At 33.1% G+C, this 19,391-nt stretch carries 17 protein-coding genes; 6 read left to right on the top strand and 11 right to left on the bottom strand.

What is annotated here, in order from left to right; translation table 11 throughout:
* Positions 1-1,772, bottom strand: a 1,772-nt coding sequence (locus QZZ51_RS11565; protein ID WP_291869766.1) for a metallophosphoesterase, incomplete at its 3' end; no start/stop codon positions are given.
* A 56-nt stretch (positions 1,773-1,828) separates the two neighbouring features.
* Between QZZ51_RS11565 and QZZ51_RS11560 the strand changes: the two genes are divergently transcribed.
* Entirely contained in the window at positions 1,829-3,025 is a 1,197-nt protein-coding gene (locus QZZ51_RS11560) for a Pycsar system effector family protein (RefSeq protein ID WP_291869764.1), read from the top strand.
* Positions 3,026-3,036: 11 nt separating this feature from the next.
* On the opposite strand, the gene QZZ51_RS11555 is transcribed toward QZZ51_RS11560, so the two are convergent.
* Complete coding sequence (locus QZZ51_RS11555; RefSeq protein ID WP_291869762.1) at positions 3,037-5,424, bottom strand: GAF domain-containing protein; 2,388 nt, start codon at positions 5,422-5,424, stop codon at positions 3,037-3,039.
* A 97-nt stretch (positions 5,425-5,521) separates the two neighbouring features.
* Here QZZ51_RS11555 and QZZ51_RS11550 point away from each other — a divergent pair, with 97 nt between their 5' ends.
* Positions 5,522-6,421, top strand: coding sequence for a metallophosphoesterase (locus QZZ51_RS11550; RefSeq protein WP_291869761.1), 900 nt, complete (start codon positions 5,522-5,524; stop codon positions 6,419-6,421).
* A 10-nt stretch (positions 6,422-6,431) separates the two neighbouring features.
* Here QZZ51_RS11550 and QZZ51_RS11545 read toward each other — a convergent pair whose 3' ends face one another.
* Entirely contained in the window at positions 6,432-7,157 is a 726-nt protein-coding gene (locus QZZ51_RS11545; RefSeq protein ID WP_291869759.1) for an energy transducer TonB, read from the bottom strand.
* A gap of 339 nt (positions 7,158-7,496) precedes the next feature.
* Entirely contained in the window at positions 7,497-8,015 is a 519-nt protein-coding gene (locus tag QZZ51_RS11540; protein WP_291869758.1) for a hypothetical protein, read from the bottom strand.
* Between the two features lie 314 nt (positions 8,016-8,329).
* Here QZZ51_RS11540 and QZZ51_RS11535 point away from each other — a divergent pair, with 314 nt between their 5' ends.
* Entirely contained in the window at positions 8,330-9,016 is a 687-nt protein-coding gene (locus QZZ51_RS11535) for a hypothetical protein (RefSeq protein WP_291869756.1), read from the top strand.
* A gap of 149 nt (positions 9,017-9,165) precedes the next feature.
* Here the strand turns inward: QZZ51_RS11535 and QZZ51_RS11530 are convergent, their stop codons facing one another.
* Both QZZ51_RS11530 and QZZ51_RS11525 read right to left on the bottom strand, forming a co-directional pair.
* On the bottom strand, positions 9,166-9,366 hold the full coding sequence (locus QZZ51_RS11530) for a hypothetical protein (protein WP_291869754.1): 201 nt from the start codon (positions 9,364-9,366) through the stop codon (positions 9,166-9,168).
* 132 nt (positions 9,367-9,498) lie between these two features.
* A complete protein-coding gene (locus QZZ51_RS11525; RefSeq protein WP_291869752.1) occupies positions 9,499-11,679 on the bottom strand; it encodes an acylase in 2,181 nt (726 codons plus the stop codon).
* Positions 11,680-11,813: 134 nt separating this feature from the next.
* On the opposite strand from QZZ51_RS11525, the gene QZZ51_RS11520 reads away from it, so the two are divergent.
* On the top strand, positions 11,814-13,550 hold the full coding sequence (locus QZZ51_RS11520) for an ABC transporter ATP-binding protein (RefSeq protein ID WP_291869750.1): 1,737 nt from the start codon (positions 11,814-11,816) through the stop codon (positions 13,548-13,550).
* A 15-nt stretch (positions 13,551-13,565) separates the two neighbouring features.
* Here the strand turns inward: QZZ51_RS11520 and QZZ51_RS11515 are convergent, their stop codons facing one another.
* The gene (locus tag QZZ51_RS11515) at positions 13,566-14,654 is read right to left on the bottom strand and encodes a GEVED domain-containing protein (RefSeq protein WP_291869749.1); all 1,089 of its coding nucleotides are present in this window, start codon (positions 14,652-14,654) and stop codon (positions 13,566-13,568) included.
* Between the two features lie 212 nt (positions 14,655-14,866).
* On the opposite strand from QZZ51_RS11515, the gene QZZ51_RS11510 reads away from it, so the two are divergent.
* Together QZZ51_RS11510 and QZZ51_RS11505 are read left to right on the top strand one after the other, a co-directional pair.
* Positions 14,867-15,634: a threonine/serine exporter family protein gene (locus QZZ51_RS11510; RefSeq protein WP_291869748.1), complete on the top strand. Its 768-nt coding sequence runs from the start codon at positions 14,867-14,869 to the stop codon at positions 15,632-15,634.
* Positions 15,631-16,116 (top strand): threonine/serine exporter family protein, encoded by a 486-nt coding sequence (locus QZZ51_RS11505; protein WP_291869746.1) that lies wholly within the window; start codon positions 15,631-15,633, stop codon positions 16,114-16,116. Before QZZ51_RS11510 ends, QZZ51_RS11505 begins: the two co-directional genes overlap by 4 nt.
* 43 nt (positions 16,117-16,159) lie before the next feature.
* Here QZZ51_RS11505 and QZZ51_RS11500 read toward each other — a convergent pair whose 3' ends face one another.
* The 4 genes from QZZ51_RS11500 to QZZ51_RS11485 all read right to left on the bottom strand — a co-directional run bounded on the left by QZZ51_RS11500 (position 16,160) and on the right by QZZ51_RS11485 (position 19,084).
* Positions 16,160-16,489 carry a 2Fe-2S iron-sulfur cluster-binding protein gene (locus QZZ51_RS11500; protein ID WP_291869745.1) on the bottom strand — a complete coding sequence of 110 codons (330 nt, stop codon included), beginning with the start codon at positions 16,487-16,489 and terminating at the stop codon, positions 16,160-16,162.
* 82 nt (positions 16,490-16,571) lie between these two features.
* Positions 16,572-17,627, bottom strand: coding sequence for an NAD(P)/FAD-dependent oxidoreductase (locus QZZ51_RS11495; protein WP_291869743.1), 1,056 nt, complete (start codon positions 17,625-17,627; stop codon positions 16,572-16,574).
* Positions 17,628-17,697: 70 nt separating this feature from the next.
* Positions 17,698-17,937: a NifU family protein gene (locus QZZ51_RS11490; RefSeq protein ID WP_291869741.1), complete on the bottom strand. Its 240-nt coding sequence runs from the start codon at positions 17,935-17,937 to the stop codon at positions 17,698-17,700.
* A gap of 4 nt (positions 17,938-17,941) precedes the next feature.
* Positions 17,942-19,084 (bottom strand): Mrp/NBP35 family ATP-binding protein, encoded by a 1,143-nt coding sequence (locus tag QZZ51_RS11485; protein ID WP_291869739.1) that lies wholly within the window; start codon positions 19,082-19,084, stop codon positions 17,942-17,944.
* Positions 19,085-19,391: the final 307 nt, after the last annotated feature.

Raw genomic sequence — 19,391 nt, 5'->3', positions numbered from 1 at the left:
TTAAAATTTTCATCCTTTCGTAATTTTTTTAAGAGATCATCTGTGCTTTCCATTTTATTAGCATATCCAAAACTTTCTTTATCTCCATGCCCATCATCTGTTCTTTCTTCAATCATATATAATTGATCTCCGAATTCATCCGTATAATCCTTTATAACTTCTTGTTTAGGTATATAATACAGAACAGGGTTTGTATGGTAAATATTTACCGCATCTGACAATACTCCGACTGTAAAAGGAGCATAAGGATGCGATCCTGTATAAAAATCTAACAATAGAGATTCTGTATACGTATCTGTAAATTCTCCTACAACGTATTGTTCCTTAAACGCCATTGCTTGTAAATAGACTTCCGCACTTTTACGCAAGGCACGCATAACATATTCTTGTCCTTTTTTATTTACAAGTCGTAAGGATTTAGATTGATGACCCCCTCCTTTTCTCATCACTTTTAAACCTCCAAATAGCGTGTCTAAGTTTACTGTCGGCGCGGAAATTTTTGTAGCATAAACATCTCTATAACGCTCTCCCCATAGCCATTTATAAAAGTCCGACTTAGAAACCTCATCTTTGCTATAAATAGATGCTTTTACCGAAGATGGAAAAGGTTTATCATATTTTTCGCTTTGTATAATATTATCTGGAGGCAATACCTGTGATTGATATAAAAACTTCTCTTTTCCGTTTTTAGAAACTCCATAAAAACGAACCATCGATGAACCATCTTTAAAAACATCTAATACAGCATACCCCATTCGGCCTGTAGAAAACTTACTCCCATTTAATAGCCTAGAACCTTCTGATTTTGCGCCACCACCACTAACAATTTGCGGGAGGTTTTCTTCTACTATATATTGTAATGTATGCTCGTGTCCCGATGTAAAAATGACTTTTTTAGAATATTGGGCTAAGGTTACAAGTCTGTTTTTTAATTCTCTGTATTTACGGTTATTCATATCTTCTACAGAAGCACCACTAGTTTTACGTAATACATTGATAAAACTACCTATAAAAGGAAGTGGAATCTTTGAATGACTAGGGTATATATTTTTCTTAAACGATGTTTGCCCCCCATGCACACCATAACTAAACATAGGATGATGTATAGCAATTATAGTGGTCTTATCTTCATTCTTTTTAATTAACCCCTCTATTTCTTGAAAAAACTTTTCGCGACCTTTAATTTCGCAGTTATCATTAATATTTGGGTGTTTATCCCAATCTGTTAAATACCATTCTGAATCTATAGCCAACACTACAACTTCATTACTTATTTCAATCTTCTTAATAGGGCATCCATCCTCTGGAAAAAAAACATCTTTGCCCCCTAAAGCCTTTTCAATATACTCTTCTTCTCTTTTTAACCCTCTAATCCCTTCGCTATACCAATCGTGATTTCCTGGAATAAAAATGGTATTACCTTTATATTGTGATAATGTTTTAAGTTGCGCATCTAGATGGTTCTTGGCATTTAAGAAACCCTCTTTATCTTTTTTTTTACTTGGAAAACCTGCTGGATATATATTATCTCCTAAAAAAATAGCAGTACTATTTTTATCTGCAGTTGCAAGTCTTTTCTGCCATAGTTTTAAAGCTGGGTTTAAATCTCCCTTTGGGGATAACCCTGCATCACCTATTAAATAAAATGTATGCTCTTTTTCTTTAGTAGTAACTATATCAACCCTATTTTCTAATACTCCAAACTTGTCTTTTTTTGTAGCACAACCCCCTAAAACAAATATTGTAACTAACAATATGTAATATTTTCTCATAACTATGCTCTTCAATATAAAAATTTGTAATTTGGGAATTATTCTAATCTGTAATTATGTCGCAAATAATTGTAAAAACTAAACAGTTTGTTGAAGATTTATTATCTAATAAATTGGATTCGAACTTTCTTTATCATAATCTGCGGCATACCCAACGGGTAGTTAAAAGTACTAAAGAATTATTAGATTCTGTTGATTTATCTGCTACAGAAAAAGAAGTACTAACACTATCTTCTTGGCTACACGATACTGGCTACACAATGGGCTGTGACAAACATGAAGAAAATAGTTGCAAAATAGCACGTAAATTTTTAGAATCGGTTAATTACGATGATGCTTTAATAAGCAATGTAGAAGCTTGCATCATGGCAACCAAACGCTTTACTGAGCCACAGAACCTACAAGAAAAAATTATTAGAGATGCAGATGCTTCTCATTTTGCTCAAAATAGCTATTTAGAAACTTCTGAATTTCTAAGAGAAGAATTGAATTGCTTAAATCTAGCTAATTACACCCAAAAGGAATGGTTAGATGCTAATATAAAAATGTTTAGAAATGAACATGAATATTATACCGATTATGCTAAAAAAAATTGGCAACCAAAAAAAGACAAAAACCTAAAAAAATTAATAAAAGATAGAAAAGCCGATAAGGCAATCGCCAAAAAAGAATTGCTGAAGGCTAAGTATAAAAATGAAAGTCCAGATAGAGGTATACAAACTTTATTTAGAGTAACACTTAGAAATCATATTACCCTTAGTAATATAGCAGATACCAAAGCAAACATTTTACTATCTGTAAACGCTATTATTATTTCGCTAGCTCTTTCTAACCTCATCCCTAAATTAGATAACCCTTCTAACAATTACCTTATTTACCCAACCGTTATTTTTGTAATATTTAGTGTTATATCTATGGTTTTAGCTGTCTTAGCAACAAGACCAAATGTTACTAGCGGAGAATTTACAGAGGAAGATGTAAAACAAAAGAAAGTAAATCTTTTATTTTTTGGTAATTTTCATAAAATGAAACTAGAACAATATCAATGGGCAATTAATGAGTTAGTAAAGGATAAAGAATATATATATTCATCTTTAACAAAAGACTTGTATTTTCTTGGGCTTGTTTTAAATAAAAAATACAAAATTTTAAGATGGACATACACCATTTTTATGATTGGCATGATTGTCTCTGTTATTGCTTTTGCTGTGGCTTTCCATTATTTTGGCCCCATAAGAGTCTTAGCAACGTAATGAACGACCTACTACTTTAATTCTTCCATTAAGTCCTCGTAAGTATAGGTTTTTTCTTCCGATTTATCTGTTTTATATAAAATTTCTGCTCGGATTGCTTTTAATCCAGAAACACCTTGTAGACCTTCTATTTCAACAATTTCTATATTGCTTGTAAAATATCCTTTAGATTTTAAAAATCGGATATATCGTAAATACTCTAACTCATCTTTTTTCTGAGAATAGACTATAGATAATTTACCTGTTTGCGTTAAACGCTCTCTTGTACCTTTAATATAAGATTTGTCTATTCTCTTTTTTATTATTTCATACCTAGCATTATAAGTGCCATCTACATCAAACTGTTTTTCATCCATTCTAAAACGAATAGATAATGATGAATTATGAACTAAAATAAGGGAAGCTACATCTAGTTTTATTGGTAAATCTTTTTTAAGACAGTAATGTACATTTTCCATTTCGCACATAACTTGTAACTGCCAAAGGCGCAAATTATTTAAATACAAGGAATTAAAGACTTTCCCATCTGCAATAGAATCGCCAATATACATGTTATGCTCTATACCATCTGTCTTATACCTTTCAAAATAATGAGGAAACATCTTTTGTGCTTCTAACTGTTTTTTGTCTATAACCGATGCCAGTTTTTTGTTAATCAACGTTACACTATCATCATAGTTTTTTCTTTGAAAATAGTAAGACTCTGTTTCTACATCTATATTTTTTTCATATTTAAGAATCTGTTTCTTTAAATATGAATCTGTTTTTTTTATATGACTAAAAATGGGTTTAATTTCTTCATTAACAAAATCAAAAACACTTTGTTCGCTATTTGTGTATAGCATTTCTTCTATGCTCTCTAAATGGTTATTTACTCTAAAAATAAGTTCTTCGTAAATTGGCAACTTATTTTTTTCCCATATAGTAGTTAGCACTTTATTTATCTGTGAAAGTTGCGCTATTAAATCTTTCTGAATTGCATTATTCCTAGCTTGCGAAGAATCTTTTATATCTATTTGCCCGTATAGAGGAAAAATATCTTTAAAAACAATCTCTTTAAAAGAAGGCTGTTCTCCTTCTAAACCAGCGACCATAAACCTTTTAGCTTCTTCTTTAAATCTCCAATACACCGAAGAATGAACCGTAGTACACTCGTGCTGAATTATGGCATCTATTAAGTTTTCTTCTTCCTTAGAAGAACGCATAACAGCAGAAACAATAAAAGGCATTATATCATTAAATTTCTGGGCATTAACTCCGTTTAACTCATTGACATTCGTAGAAACCAACTCTATAACTCCTAATAGCTCTCCGTTATTTGCTATTGGAGCAAAAATTGCACTTTTTATACCTTGTTCTTTAAGACTTTTAAATGGCGCTTGCCCATTAGACTTTTTATAAGCATTATCTACATCTGGAATTGCAAAAAATTCGTTTTCTTCTATTAACTTAGTATAAGAATTTGGACATAAAGCTTCATTACAACATTCTAATTCTTTATTGTACAGCATAAAACTATCCATCTTCTTTCCTAAGATTTTCTCAAATCTTTGACTAGCAGAATTATAACCCACAAATCCTACCCTTATATCCCGGATATTAAAAAAAGACCTAAAAGTATCTTGCAGATTTTCTACAAAATTGTCTTTTGTAGTTTTATCATTAGAAATTAAACTCGACTTAATTTCTGAAATAGATTGTTCCGCGGTAACATCAAACAAATTAGAGATTACAAACCCTTTAGAGATAAAACTATTGGGCGGTATTTTCTCTTTCCAAAGGTCTATATTATCAAAATTCTCTAATAACTCATTAACATCTTCCTGTGTTAAATCTTTGGCTTTATCTGTAGGTATTAGTTCTATAAAATCTGCATTATAAAGAATACGGTAATGTCTTATAACTCCGTTTATATCTGGAATACTATAAAAAAGTGGACGTCTAAAATCTAAATTAAAACCATAATAAAAATTTAAAATAACCGTACAACCAAGAATATATGTTATTGCCTGCGGTAGTCCATTAATTTTTAATTCAAAATCTGGCCCTGCATCTTTCAATATCTTATCAAAACGAGCACTCTTATTAAATATAAGATCGTAGTAAGCTAATGATGCTACTTTTATTTCATTATCTCCTAAAATGCTAGAAAAAGTATCTTGTAATATTATCTTAATAACGTCTTTGTACTTTTCTAACAAATTAAAATCTGTAAACCCCTCTCTAAGCTCAGGGTATGGTGCTTGAACATCTAGAATATATTTAGCCTTGTGAGCTAAATATTCATCATCACTATTTGCCATTTCGTCATAATGTTGCAACAACTTGTTGAAACTTATTAATCTTACCAATGGAAAATCTTCTCCGTGTACTCCAACCATGTCTTTCTTTCCTTCCATAACAGACTACAAAAATACAAAACCTTACGTAGAATTTTGTTAATGCAAATTACTATCTATCTGATATCTTTTTTAGATATTTATGAAAATTTAGATTATGTCATCAAATTCTAGGTTAACCAGAGCATACAAAAAAGCCAAAGTGGTTCCTTTTGATGATAACTCTAAATTTATTCTTTTTAGTGATTGTCATAGAGGCGATAATAGTTTTGCCGATGATTTTGCTAATAACAGAAATATTTACTACCACGCATTAAGACATTATTTTGATGAAGGCTTTCATTATTGCGAATTAGGCGATGGAGATGAGCTATGGGAAAACTTATCTTTTAAATCTCTTTTTGAAGCCCATAAAGATGTTTACAAACTACTTAAAAAATATCATTTAGAAAATAAATTGCATATGCTGTGGGGCAATCATGATATGGTTTATAAAGACCCTAACTATGTTAAAAAGCATTTATCTAGCTATTTTGAACCTATTGACGAAGTAGATAAAGAACTATTTAAAGATATTGTTTACAACGAAGCCGTTGTTTTAAAACACAAAGACACCAACCAAGAGATTTTCTTAACTCACGGACACCAAGCCGATTGGTGGAATTATACTTTTTGGAGATGGGGGAGGTTTTTGGTACGGGTACTATGGAAACCTTTACAAGTATGGGGAATAGCGGACCCAACTAGCCCTGCCAAAAATTACACGGAACTAATAAAAGTGGAGAAAAGAATTAAGAAATGGATTCTTAACAACAGCCTAAAAATTACTATTGTAGGTCATACCCATAGACCACGATTTCCGGAACCTGGGGATATTCCGTTTTTTAATGATGGTAGTTGTGTACACCCTCGAAGTATTACTGGAATTGAAATTGAAGAAGGAAATATTTCTCTAATAAAATGGCAGATTGCCACCAAAAATGATGGCACTCTGCGCATTGTTAGAAAAGTTCTAGAGGGACCGCAAAAAATTACGAACTACCAAACCAAAGGCTAGAACAAATTATCTATTTTAATACAAAATTAATTGGTACACTATAAGGAACCGTCACAGCTTTACCTCTTTGCATTCCTGGTGTCATTTTAGGTAAACTGGTTACTATACGGCTAGCCTCTTTTTCTAATCTTGGGTCTGGGCCTCTAGTTTTTACTCCTACTATCTGTCCTTTATTATTGATAGCAAAAAGAACAAATACTCTTCCTTTAATTCCCATTTCAGCAGCACTCTGTGGATAGCTAAACTGTTTTTTTACATGTGCTTGAATACCATCTGTAAAACACTTTTTACGTTCATTATTGGTTTTATACTTTTCACATCCAGGGAATATTGGTACATTCTCAATAATAGCAAAAGGAACACTAATATCTTCCTCTTCCTCCCCTACTTCAACATCACCTACCTCTAAAATTGGAGCATCTACTATTACATCTTCATTAGATTCTGAACTTTCAATAATAGTTTCTTCTATTTCTTCCGTATCCTCTACTATTTCAATAATTTCTGGAGCAGAAGGTGGTGGTGGTGGTGGTGGTGTTTTTAATGCCTCGGTTTGTGGTACATCTTCATCCAAATCATCTGCTACATTTAGCATTTCAACAACTAAATTATCTTTAGCATATGTTTTGTACTCCAAAGCTCTCCAAGTTACGAATAGCACTATGGTTAGACCTATTACAAAAAAAAGGCCACTGTCTTTATTTAAATCTGCTTTTGGGTTTTTTTTGACTTCCATGATACACTGATTATTATTTACAATAAAGGTACATGCTATATAAAACTAGAAACATGATTTTTGTCAGGTTTAACCCAAAAACACAGAGGTTTCACTTGCAAACCAACAACAAGAAATGTTCTTTTTTTGATAATTTAATAAAACAATGGAACTTAGATCCTCTAAAATAAAGAAAAGGCATTACATATAGTTTCCTATATTGCAATGCCCTCCTTACTAATGCTAGAAAATAATCAGTGTGGATTTATTCTATGCACTAGAAAGTAATATATCATCAAAATTTATTCCCTCAATTGGTTTTATTCGTTGGTTTTTTTAAATCCCATTCTATTTTTTGTCCTAATTTATAAGACAAACCTGTCCTATCATATGAGCAGTAATAGCCTCATCAAACCCTTCATTAATTCTACAGCTTACTTTTTCTCCATTACGAGTATTACTTAACCATTCTCTTACATGCAAAAAAGTAGAATCTACACATGCAACATTTATGTTTGTCCACATGAGCCACTTATCGGCAAAATATTGAGAAGTAGCTGAAACAACAGCGTCTGGAATATTTACCTCTGGATTATACTGATAAATTGGTGTTGGTAATTGAAAAATAACTAGACATGCAGCTAATTCTATCAAATTTTTATTTATGAACCAATAACTGCCTTCTACATTTAATTGCGTAATCCAAAGAATGGAAGGGTGATTGTGTAGAAATCCTTGAAAAGATGCTAAATAACCAAATGAAGTCCATTCTGGGTTATATAATTTTATAATGCCTTCATAAAAAAAGTGACACCCAATAAACAGCCGTAATAGAACAACACTCTTTGTTAAATAATTCTCATTTTTAATGCTAATCATTCTGGCTTATTTAAAGTTAAAAAATACTCTATGGCATAAAAAATATACTTTGCTATCTACTCTATCAAAACTATATTTATCTATTAGAGAAACCAATGATATTTATCAGGATTACTAATTTTAATTAATCTTGTCCGAACTTTGCTCTAACCATTATTATTCTATAATAAAACACAAACCATGCTTAAAAAAGCATTCTGTATTGTATTAGTATCTCTCCTGTCTATTTCTTGTTGGAAAAATAAAAAATAATTACTTTCTCCTATAAATTTAAATTCCAAGCAAAAAACCTTTTAACTACGCTTTAATACCCTATGGCAGGGTATTTGTTATATTTACTGCAAATTAGCCCAAGCAATATGATGCCTATAAACAAATTATATTTTATTTCTTTTTTCCTGTTGGTATTTTCTTGGGGTAATGCACAAACAGATTTACCTACAGAGAACCCTCTAAGTATTAAAGCTCAAGAAAATGACACCAAAAGCAAAGGCCCTATTCTTAATATTCCTTCGGTAATAAACAAACCCCAAATAAATATTAAAGACTCTTTAGGGAGAAGACCTGTAAAGATGCTACCCGACAGAAAATTGGTACAAGCTGGTTATGGCCTTAAAATAGACCCCAAAATAGGTGTAAAGGAAAAAGAAGGTTCTAAAAATCATTTTGGAGATCAGTATTTGGGTGATGTAAAAAACAATGGGGAATTTATAGGTATTGTTTGTCGTGATCATGAATTTGTAGATGGAGATAGAGTCAAAATTTGGGTTAATGATGTAGTTGCAGACCCCAATATTCTTTTAACTGCTAGTTTTAAAGGTGTTAACGTAGATTTAAAGAAAGGTTTTAACAGAATAGATTTTGAAGCTTTAAATCATGGCTCTTCCGCTCCAAATACAGCCCAAATTAATGTTTATGATGATAAAGGAGAGTTAATTTACAGCAATAAATGGCTTTTATCCGCTGGCTCAAAAGCCACGTTAATTATTACCAAAGAATAAACAAATCCCTAATTTTTAGGGCATAAGGAAAATGATGAAATTTAGATTTTTACCACTTTTTTGGTTTCTATTTTATATTCTGATAATTACACTTATAAAATAAACTCCTGTACTTAAATTAGAAACATCTACGTTCTCTACGCTGATTTCTATAATTTTAGAAGCATAAACTTCCACACCATAACATCTATTACAGCAATTATATACCGTGTATTAAGTTTATTACTAACCGTTGCATCTGTAATAGTAGGATTAGAATATAGAGATAACTCTACTCCACTAGAAGTTGATTTACCCGCAACAGAACTATCACAATCTTCATTATAAACAGCTCCTTCTGGCTCGTACAAAAAAGAATTGGCAGATGCTTTTTCAATATCTTCTACATTAACCTCAACACACTGTATCTCATTACAAAAGATTGTTCTATCTCTTTCCCTTAGTGTAAGAAAAACACCTTTAAGCTTTAAAGCTGGTAAAAATTAATCTAATACCCCTGGAGAATACGTTTTTTGGGCGTTCTTTAAAACATCTTCCTTATAAAAAGAAACATCCTTAAATAGCATATCTGCATAAGGCTGTGCTTGGTCATTAAAATGTGGTGATTTTGGATTTCCACTTTGACCGCCAGCAAGCATACTTTTTGCTTTTACTTTCTTTCCAAATTCTACTACTGCAACAAAACTATTACCGCGCGTACCGTATATTTTTTTTGTATTATTATTATAACGTGCTCCATAAGCTGCTAAAGCCCCCCAACGACCCGATGCAAAACCAACAGGAATACTAGGTTCATCATCATTAAAAGGCTGGCGAATATCCCCATTTAAACGTTGGTAACGATTAACTTCTCCCCATGGCTTCTTCCAGGTGCCAAAATCCTGAGTTAAATCATCTAAAACTGCTTCAAAAATTCGTAATTTTTCTGCGGTTGGAGATTCATTCCCCCAATAGGTAACTCTTTCCATTGGTGTTAATCCCTTTTCATATTTCCCCTCGGCATAATATTTAGTACCATAAAAATGAGCTAAGGTCATAGCAATAGAAGCTTTTTCTGTTTTAAAATCCCATGTAGCCAATATATCTATAGCTGCTTGTAATTTTGGGTTTCCATCATGGCTTTCGTAATATGCTTTTACTAAACCAGGAATCAAAGCTTCAAAAGCTGGTAAATAAGGGTCATGAGCCAATTCTATAAGTCCATCCATTGAAATATCTTTTTTCTCCTTTAAAAGATTAATAGCGTGCACGCCTCGAAAATTTTCTCTACCGATAGACATATAATTAGGGTAGTCCTCTTTTTTTGGGCTAAATTCTAACGCCGCTGTATATGGGGTAGAATTACAATTTTGCAACCATCCATTTTTTGGATTTAACAAAAGAATATTTTCATCTACAGTATGCAAACCTTGCCAATCAGTTTTAGGGTTACTCCCATCTACTGGATTAGAAAAATTAAATATAGTATCTCTTTTAGGTACAAAATTTCCATGAAAATAGGCAATATTCCCTTCCGCATCGGCATATACCGTATTATTACTAGAATTTGTTCGTATGTCCATCATTTTACGAAAACCGGCATAACCAGACTGTTTAGTTCTTATAAAAGATTGCTCCAAAGCATTAACCGGATCCCACATCATAGCAGATGCTGTCCATTGTCCATTAACTCTATGTGTAATTGGCCCATGATGCGTTTTATATTTTGGAAAAGCCTTTTCCTTTAGTGTATTCCCTTCTTTATATTTTAAAACAATTTCAGAGGTCTTTACTGGTCGCAACTCCTCGCCATATTGATACAAATATGTATCGTCTACTTGCGTAATTACTTCCGTGTATTCATCCATAACATCTGTATAGGTAGAGGTATGCATCCACCCCGTTTTCTCATTAAACCCCTGGTAAACAAAAAATTGTCCCCAAGTTACGGCTCCGTAAGCATTTAAACCCTCTTCACTAACCACATGTACTTCTCCTCGAAAATAAAAGGAGGTATGTGGATTAATAAGTAGCATAGCATTTCCGGATTGCGTTACATTTCCCGAAAGTGCAATTCCATTAGAACCTTGCGGCTCTGCCATTTCCTTCTTCTTATTTATTTCTATTATCTCAGCCTCTGGTAATTCCATCTGGCTTTCGTAAAAAGCTTCTATCTTTTTGGTGGAAATACGTTCAATATCACCTCCTATAGAACCTTCACTAAAATACATGGGCATCCATGGTTCAAATTTGGTTAGTAGTTTGGGCTTTACTTCTGGGTGTGTGTGTAAATAATAATTAATCCCATCTGCAAAAGCATTGCAAAGCTCTTTTAACCATTTAGGGCTTTTCTCATAATTAGCCTTTGCCTCCTTTTCTGTCATAAAAAGTTTAGCTCGTAAGTCGCTATAAATTGCTTCTTCGCCTTCTACCTCTGCCAAACGCCCTATCGCCCAAATATAATTTTGTTCCACCCTATTAAAATCATCTTCGCATTGCGCATATAGCAAACCAAAAACGGCATCTGCATCTGTTTTTCCATAAATATGAGGCACTCCAAAATTATCCCTTATAATGGTGACATTTGTTGCCTGGGTCTTCCAACGGTTTAAATCTGTATTATTTTGACTTTCCTTTTTGCATGAAAGAAAACCGAATAACAATATTAATAACACATATTTCATAATCATTTCTTTTTATAGTCCCCGTGAAATTAATACACTCTTAAAACAAATACTAATATTTATCTTCTAAAGATCTTCTAAATTTAAAACTCGAATATTTTAAACTACCTTGCAGATTATCCACATTCTACACTATGTCTCATAAAAAAGTTAGCATTTACACTGCTTTTAAAACTATAATTTGGCCTCGAAGAAAACTTGTTTTTATAGGTTTATTATTAATAGTAATAAGCAAAGCTGCCAGTTTTGTTGCTCCACTTTCTCTTAAATATTTAATGGATGATATTATCCCTAATAAGGATATTGATTTTTTAAAGCTATTAGTAGGAGCCGTAATTCTTGCTATTACAGTACAAGCGATTACCTCTTTTTTGTTAACCAAAATACTAAGTATACAGGCCCAATATTTAATTTCTGAACTTAGAGCACAAGTACAAAAAAAGGTGCTTTCTTTACCTATAAGTTTTTTTGATAATGCAAAATCTGGGGCATTAGTTTCCAGAATTATGAGCGATGTAGAAGGAGTAAGAAATCTTATCGGAACAGGATTAGTACAACTTGTAGGAGGAACAATTACCGCAATAGTATCCTTAATTTTATTACTTAGAATTAGTGTTAGCATGACATTATTCACTATCGTTCCTTTGGCTATTTTTGCCGTAGTTGCATTAAAAGCTTTTAAAGTTATACGACCTGTATTTAGAGACCGTGGTAAAATTAATGCAGAAGTAAAAGGTAGACTAACCGAAACACTAAGTGGAGTACGTGTAATTAAAGGTTTTAATGCAGAGACACAGGAGAGTAAAGTATTTGAAGCAGGCGTAGATAAACTATTCCAAAATGTAAAGAAAAGTTTAACCGCAACTGCGTTTATGACTAGCGCCTCTACCTTTTTACTAGGAATTGCTACTACTGGAATAATGGGTATTGGTGGTTATAAAATTATGGAAGGCGATCTTAGTTTGGGTGAATTTTTAACCTTTACCTTTCTGCTTGGTTTAATGATTGCGCCAATTGTACAAATGAGTAACATTGGTAGTCAGATTACTGAAGCTTTAGCAGGACTGGACCGTACGGAAGAGCTAATGAATATGACTCCAGAATCTGATGAAAAAAATAGAACAACCATACTAGATACTATTAAAGGAGATATTGTGTTTAATAATGTATCCTTTGCATATGAGGAAGGTAAAGACGTATTACACAACATTAATTTCAATGTAAAACAAGGCAATGTTGTTGCCCTTGTAGGTAGTTCTGGTTCTGGAAAATCTACCATTGCTGGCTTGGCTGCTACTTTTCTTAATCCTGAATCTGGAACAATTACTGTAGATGGTAAAGATTTATCTAAAGTAAACTTAAATAGTTTTAGACAACATTTAGGCGTGGTATTGCAAGATGAGTTTTTATTCGAAGGAAGCATCCGTAATAATATTCTTTTTCCAAGGCCAGATGCTACAGAAGAAGAATTGCAAGAGGCAGTAAAAGCTGCTTACGTAAATGAATTTACAGACCGCTTTGATGATGGGTTAGAAACTTTAATAGGAGAGCGTGGGGTGAAACTTTCTGGAGGACAACGCCAACGTATTGCTATTGCAAGAGCAATTTTAGCAAATCCTAAAATATTAATTTTAGATGAAGCCACATCTAACCTAGACACTGAAAGTGAAGCTTTAATTCAAAAAAGTTTAGCAACATTAACTGAAGGACGCACCACATTTGTAATCGCACATAGGCTAAGTACTATCCGAAAAGCGAACCAGATTTTAGTAATAGAAAATGGGCATATTGCGGAACAAGGGACACATGATGAATTGATAGAAAAACAAGGGAGGTATTATAATTTATTCACCTATCAAGCTAGAATATAAGTCCTAAATTTCACTTTAGTTTTTATCTACTCTATGCGTAATGCGCCTATTGGTAATTACCGACCTAACTTTTACAGTCAAAAGCGCCGCTATTGATACCAAAGGACAAGAAACCAAGGAATTCGATGCTTGCACTCTATATAGAGTATCGGTTTTATTAATTTCTACATTACCAATAGTAAGGTTTGCTGTTGTTACTCCTGAATAGCTGCCTCCATTGGACAAATTAGAGTAACTAGCACCTCCATTAGTACTCACCTGCCATTGATAAGTGTCTACATCATTTATTACGGAAGAAAAAGTTACATCATCTCCTGCAAAAATTGTTTTGGGACTTGGTTCTGTTATAATGGTTGGATCTAAAACTGTTGTTGTAATCGGGGCACTAAAAGTATCGCAACCAGTTACATTATCCAAAGCCCTTACAGTAACTTCATCTCCATTATTAAGTATAGATGTTGTAAATGTCGCGGTTGTTGATTGCGCTTGAGCGCTTACCCCATTTATGTAAAATTCGTACGCATCACCATCTGTAGCTGTAAAAGTCACACTATCACCATCACAAATAGTATTATCTACATCGCTACTAGTTAATACCGGCTCTGGTGGCAAATTTACCGTAATTGTAAAATCTACAATATCTCCCCAAGGTGTACCTCCAGGCAAATTTGCGCAAGGGTCTGTTGTGGGAGTATTATATACCAAATGTGCTCTACCATTATACATAGTAGGACTTGTTACAGTAGGTGCTACGACAGACAAATCTACATTACAACCTCCTGGGTTAACATAACTACAAGAATCATTAACACTATATTCAAAAACACCATCACAATCAAAATCAAAAAACAAAGTAATATACTCTATATCTCCAGTACTTGCTTCTGTTGCTGTTCCAGGACCTACTTGGATTGTAAAAGTTCTTGTTTGCCCAGAACAAAAAACAGCCCCTGCAATGGAAGAAGGATTAATTTGTTCGTAGTTATTAATAAATGTGCCCGAAGGACAAGGTGCAGGCCCTGGACATTGTCCAAACAAACCTGTTCCAAAGAAAAGAAATACTACTATTCCTAAAAACTGCTGTTGTTTTATATTTCGTTCCATTGTTTAAAAAATAATCCTAATCAGATAATATAAAAATAACCAAGGTGTACCTATTTTCAAATAAATAGTTGTGAACCTCTAATTATTGTATACGAACAAGGATATATGTAATATAACCCTTTAACAAAAACTTAATTTTATGTGATTTTTGATTTAAAATCTTGAATTAGATATACTATTTTGATACCTTTACTTTACCCTATTCTTCCTAAATGAATACCTCAAAAAGCTTAGAAGAAATTGCTGATTTATTACTAAAAATAGCTTCATTATTAATGCTTTCTGGAGCAAATACAGAAAGGGTTAATTTAAGTATCACTCGCTTTGCGTCTGTTTTAGATTGCGAGGTATTTAACCTAACGAGTCAAAAAACAATTATACTAACCATCACCGATAATAAAACTAAAAATAGTTTTACTAGAGTACAAAATTTACCGCCTCATAAAATAGATTTCTCGATTATTTCTGCCATAAGTAAAGCCAGCTGGAATGCAATTAGTAGGCAATGGAATTTTAATGAAATATCTAAAAAAATAGAGGACATTCAGAAGCAAAAAAGGTATCCAAGATATATTGTATTGATAGCCGTAAGTTTTTCGGGTGCAGGTTTCTGCAACATCTTCGGAGGAGATTATCTAAATATGCTAGTTGCTTTTATTAGCACATTAGCTGGACTATTTGTTCTTCAATTTACTCATAAAAAACAATTTAACGGCTATATCAGCGTATTTTTAGCCTCTCTTACAGCATCTATGATCGCCTCTACTGGCATGTTTTATAATTTAGGAGCTAACCCAGAAGCTACATTAGCTACTTCTATTTTATTTTTAGTTCCAGGTGTTGCGCTCATTAATTCTTTTACAGACCTTTTAGATAAAAACGTATTAAATGGTATGGTAAGATTTGTGCATGGAGTAATGACCGTTTTATCTATAGCTCTTGGTCTTTTCTTAGCTATGCTAATATTTCAAATAAAATGATAGAAACCGTACTGAGCTTATTAGAAGTTTCCATTTGGTCTGGCATTGCAGCCGTTGGTTTTGCCATCCTTTTTAACATCCCTAAAAAGGCCATTATTACTGTTTTCTTATTAGCTTTTGGGGCTGGTTTTATTAAATTTATTCTATTAGGTTTTCATAGTAACATTATTCTAGCAAGCCTAACTGCTGCTTCATTCGTTGGTTTAGCTAGTATGCCTTTAGCTCATAGAATTCATCTTCCCCCAGTAGTATTCGCTATACCTGCCGTAATTCCTATGATTCCTGGTTATTTTGCATACGAAACGGTTTTATCGATTATGTCTTTCATTTTTATTGAAGTAGATATTTCTAAAAAAACCATTTTAATGCAGGCAATTTTCTCAAATGGCTTTACCATGCTTTTCATATTAATTTCTTTGACTATTGGTGTGTCTCTACCTCTCTTACTTTTACGAAAAAGTACCGTCAAAAAAATAAACTAAACACAGTTCAATTGCTATTTTTAAGTCCAATTTTTTGGTAAAACTAGCTCTCCGGAGCTAACTCCACTTCTAATCCTTCTAAATCTTCTGTAATTCTAATCTGGCAACCTAAACGACTGTTGTCTTCCACATAAAAAGCTTCTGCCAACATAGCGTCTTCATCATCAGACATTTTAGGAAGCTCATGTTCCGATTTTATATAGCACTGGCAAGATGCGCACATTGCCATACCACCGCATACACCAATGGTACCTTCTGGAGCAAGTTCATAAGAACGAACTACTTCCATAAGGTTCATATTCATATCTGTTGGAGCATCTACCTCATGGGTTACTCCTTCTCTATCCGTAATTTTTATTTTTACGTCTGACATTGAAATTCTATTCTATAATTACTCTTGTCGCTACTTTATAACGAGCGGCAAAAGTACATTTTTTTTAAAAGAGTAGTAGTAATTAATCTATTGCCTTTACAACAGCTTTTGGCGCTTCTTTTTTACTGCCATCAAAACCTGTAACACCACCAACGGTGGTATATTTCATTACATATTTTTTATCTGGGTAAATTCGTTGGTAAGCGCTCTGGCACATTAACGTTGCTTCATGAAAACCGCACAGAATTAATTTTAATTTTCCTGGGTATGTATTTACATCACCAATGGCATAGATTCCAGGAATATTCGTTTGGTAATCTAATGTATTATCGACTTTAATGGCATTTTTTTCTATTTCTAATCCCCAATTTCCAATTGGCCCTAGTTTGGGAGACAATCCAAATAGAGGAATAAAATCATCTACTTTTAATGCTATTTCTTCTTCTTTATTTTTTCTAATTAACACGGTATCAAGCTTCTCATCGCCTTCTAAACCAATAACTTCTGCAGGTGTAATTAAGTTGATTTTTCCTTGGTTTTTTAATTGCTGTACTTTTTCAACAGAATCTAAAGCCCCTCTAAATTCATTCCTTCTATGTACCAAAGTTACTTCCGAAGCTATTTCTGCCAAAAATATACTCCAATCTAGGGCTGAGTCTCCTCCTCCTGCAATTAAAACTTTTCTATTTCTATATACTTCTGGATCCTTAATCATGTAAGCAACCCCTTTATCTTCAAACTTCGTTATATTGTCTAATAAAGGTTTTCTAGGTTCAAAACTACCTAGTCCGCCTGCAATAGCAACTATAGGTGCATTATGTTTTGTTCCTTTATTAGTTGTTACAACGAAAGAATCGTCTTCTAATTTTTCAATAGTTTCTGCTCTTTCCCCTAAGGTAAACCCAGGTTGAAAAGACTTTATTTGCTCCATTAAATTATCTACCAAATCCCCTGCTAATACTTCGGGAAATCCAGGAATATCATAGATAGGTTTTTTGGGGTAGATTTCGGAACATTGTCCTCCTGGTTGTGGTAAGGCATCTATTAAATGGCATTTTAACTGTAAAAGCCCCGCTTCAAAAACAGTAAAAAGACCCGTAGGCCCTGCGCCAATTATTAAAATATCGGTTTTAATCATATAAAAATTACATTTTAAAAAATGTCAAATATATACTTGTCCTTTTCTCCATTTTATGACAAATGTCAGCCTAAGCTATATTTATAACTTCTTCTATCTGAGGAACATATTTTTTAATGGTCATTTCTACACCGCTTTTAAGCGTCATTTGGTTGACACTACAACCAACGCAAGCCCCCTCTAATCTTACTTTAACCGATTTATCATCATCAATGGATATTAAAGATATATCACCTCCATCGCTTTGTAAAAAAGGGCGAATTTCTTCTAGTGCTTTTTCTACGTTTATTTTTACTTCTTCTGATGTCATTTGCTTATTTTTTTACACTAGAACAACCTGCCATAGTTGTTATTTTTATTGCATCGGTAGGTGGTAAGCTTTGATTTCTATTTACAACCTCTTGCACAACACTTTTTGTTAACTCTTCAAAAGCAGCTTCAATTGCTGTTCCGGTTTGCATTGCTGCTGGCCTACCTACATCCCCTGCTTCACGAATACTCTGCACTAAAGGAATTTCTCCAAGGAACGGTACTTTTAAGTCTTCTGCTAAATTTTTAGCTCCTTCTTTTCCGAAAATATAGTACTTATTATTGGGAAGTTCTTCTGGTGTAAAATATGCCATATTCTCTATGATACCTAAAACAGGTACGTTTATAGAATCTTGCTGAAACATTGCTACACCTTTTCTTGCATCTGCTAACGCAACTTCTTGTGGCGTACTAACAATTACTGCTCCCGTTACTGGCATAGCTTGCATAATACTCAAATGAATATCCCCTGTCCCTGGAGGCAAATCTAAAAGAAGAAAATCTAACTCTCCCCAATGTGCATCAAAAATCATTTGGTTTAATGCTTTTGCAGCCATAGGTCCTCTCCAAATTACTGCTTGGTTAGGCTGTGTAAAGAAACCGATAGATAGCATTTTTACGCCATAATTTTCTACGGGTTTCATTTTAGATTTTCCATCTACATTGGTTGCCAGTGGTTTTTCATTAGCAACATCGAACATAATAGGCATTGATGGACCATAAATATCGGCATCTAATAGACCTACTTTAAAACCCATTTTAGCTAAGGTAACAGCTAAATTTGCCGTTACTGTAGATTTACCCACACCTCCTTTACCAGAAGCAACTGCTATAATGTTTTGTATGCCTGGTAACGGTTTTCCTTTTATTTCATTAACCTTATTAGCTGCTGGGACAGGAGCGTCTACTTTTATATTGATTTTAATTTTAGCTTTTTCATAAACCTCTTTATGAATAACTTTTAAAATCTCTACCTCTGTCTTTTTTCTTGCTTGCAGACTTGGGTTATTAATGGTAATATCTACCTCTACCTCATCCCCAAAAACTTGTATATTTTTTATAGCACCACTTTCTACCATATTCTGGCCTTCTCCAGGTACTGTTATTAGCTCTAAGGCTTTAAGGATATCTTGTTTTTTCAACGTCATAATCAAACTTACTTTGTATTCATTCTAAACAACAAAGATAAGACTTAGGGGCGAGAAGTTAAAGCTATTACATTGAAAAAGACATGCTTGTGTAGAAAGCAATATTTACAATTATATCCTAATTTTTAATAAATTAGGATATATATTTATTATGATTGAGAAAGCACCACATTTAGATAAACATGCTTTAAAATTAATTAGCGACTTAAATCACGAAAACGTATATACCAGCTTAATTGTACCAAAATTAAATAAAATTGAGGAAGATTATTTATACTGGGATAAAGTTAAATATATAGAGAAACCC

Origin of the sequence: Maribacter sp., assembly GCF_016744255.1 — a bacterium.
In the GTDB taxonomy this organism is placed as follows: domain Bacteria; phylum Bacteroidota; class Bacteroidia; order Flavobacteriales; family Flavobacteriaceae; genus Maribacter_B.
This window is presented reverse-complemented; position numbering and strand designations above follow the sequence as displayed.

Excerpts from the sequence above, each read along its gene's own strand:
- QZZ51_RS11560 (WP_291869764.1), top strand. The coding sequence starts at position 1,829 with ATGTCGCAAATAATTGTAAAAACTAAACAGTTTGTTGAAGATTTATTA.
- QZZ51_RS11555 (WP_291869762.1), bottom strand. The coding sequence starts at position 5,424 with ATGGAAGGAAAGAAAGACATGGTTGGAGTACACGGAGAAGATTTTCCA.
- QZZ51_RS11550 (WP_291869761.1), top strand. The coding sequence starts at position 5,522 with ATGTCATCAAATTCTAGGTTAACCAGAGCATACAAAAAAGCCAAAGTG.
- QZZ51_RS11545 (WP_291869759.1), bottom strand. The coding sequence starts at position 7,157 with ATGGAAGTCAAAAAAAACCCAAAAGCAGATTTAAATAAAGACAGTGGC.
- QZZ51_RS11540 (WP_291869758.1), bottom strand. The coding sequence starts at position 8,015 with ATGATTAGCATTAAAAATGAGAATTATTTAACAAAGAGTGTTGTTCTA.
- QZZ51_RS11535 (WP_291869756.1), top strand. The coding sequence starts at position 8,330 with ATGGCAGGGTATTTGTTATATTTACTGCAAATTAGCCCAAGCAATATG.
- QZZ51_RS11525 (WP_291869752.1), bottom strand. The coding sequence starts at position 11,679 with ATGAAATATGTGTTATTAATATTGTTATTCGGTTTTCTTTCATGCAAA.
- QZZ51_RS11520 (WP_291869750.1), top strand. The coding sequence starts at position 11,814 with ATGTCTCATAAAAAAGTTAGCATTTACACTGCTTTTAAAACTATAATT.
- QZZ51_RS11515 (WP_291869749.1), bottom strand. The coding sequence starts at position 14,654 with ATGGAACGAAATATAAAACAACAGCAGTTTTTAGGAATAGTAGTATTT.
- QZZ51_RS11510 (WP_291869748.1), top strand. The coding sequence starts at position 14,867 with ATGAATACCTCAAAAAGCTTAGAAGAAATTGCTGATTTATTACTAAAA.
- QZZ51_RS11505 (WP_291869746.1), top strand. The coding sequence starts at position 15,631 with ATGATAGAAACCGTACTGAGCTTATTAGAAGTTTCCATTTGGTCTGGC.
- QZZ51_RS11500 (WP_291869745.1), bottom strand. The coding sequence starts at position 16,489 with ATGTCAGACGTAAAAATAAAAATTACGGATAGAGAAGGAGTAACCCAT.
- QZZ51_RS11495 (WP_291869743.1), bottom strand. The coding sequence starts at position 17,627 with ATGATTAAAACCGATATTTTAATAATTGGCGCAGGGCCTACGGGTCTT.
- QZZ51_RS11490 (WP_291869741.1), bottom strand. The coding sequence starts at position 17,937 with ATGACATCAGAAGAAGTAAAAATAAACGTAGAAAAAGCACTAGAAGAA.
- QZZ51_RS11485 (WP_291869739.1), bottom strand. The coding sequence starts at position 19,084 with ATGACGTTGAAAAAACAAGATATCCTTAAAGCCTTAGAGCTAATAACA.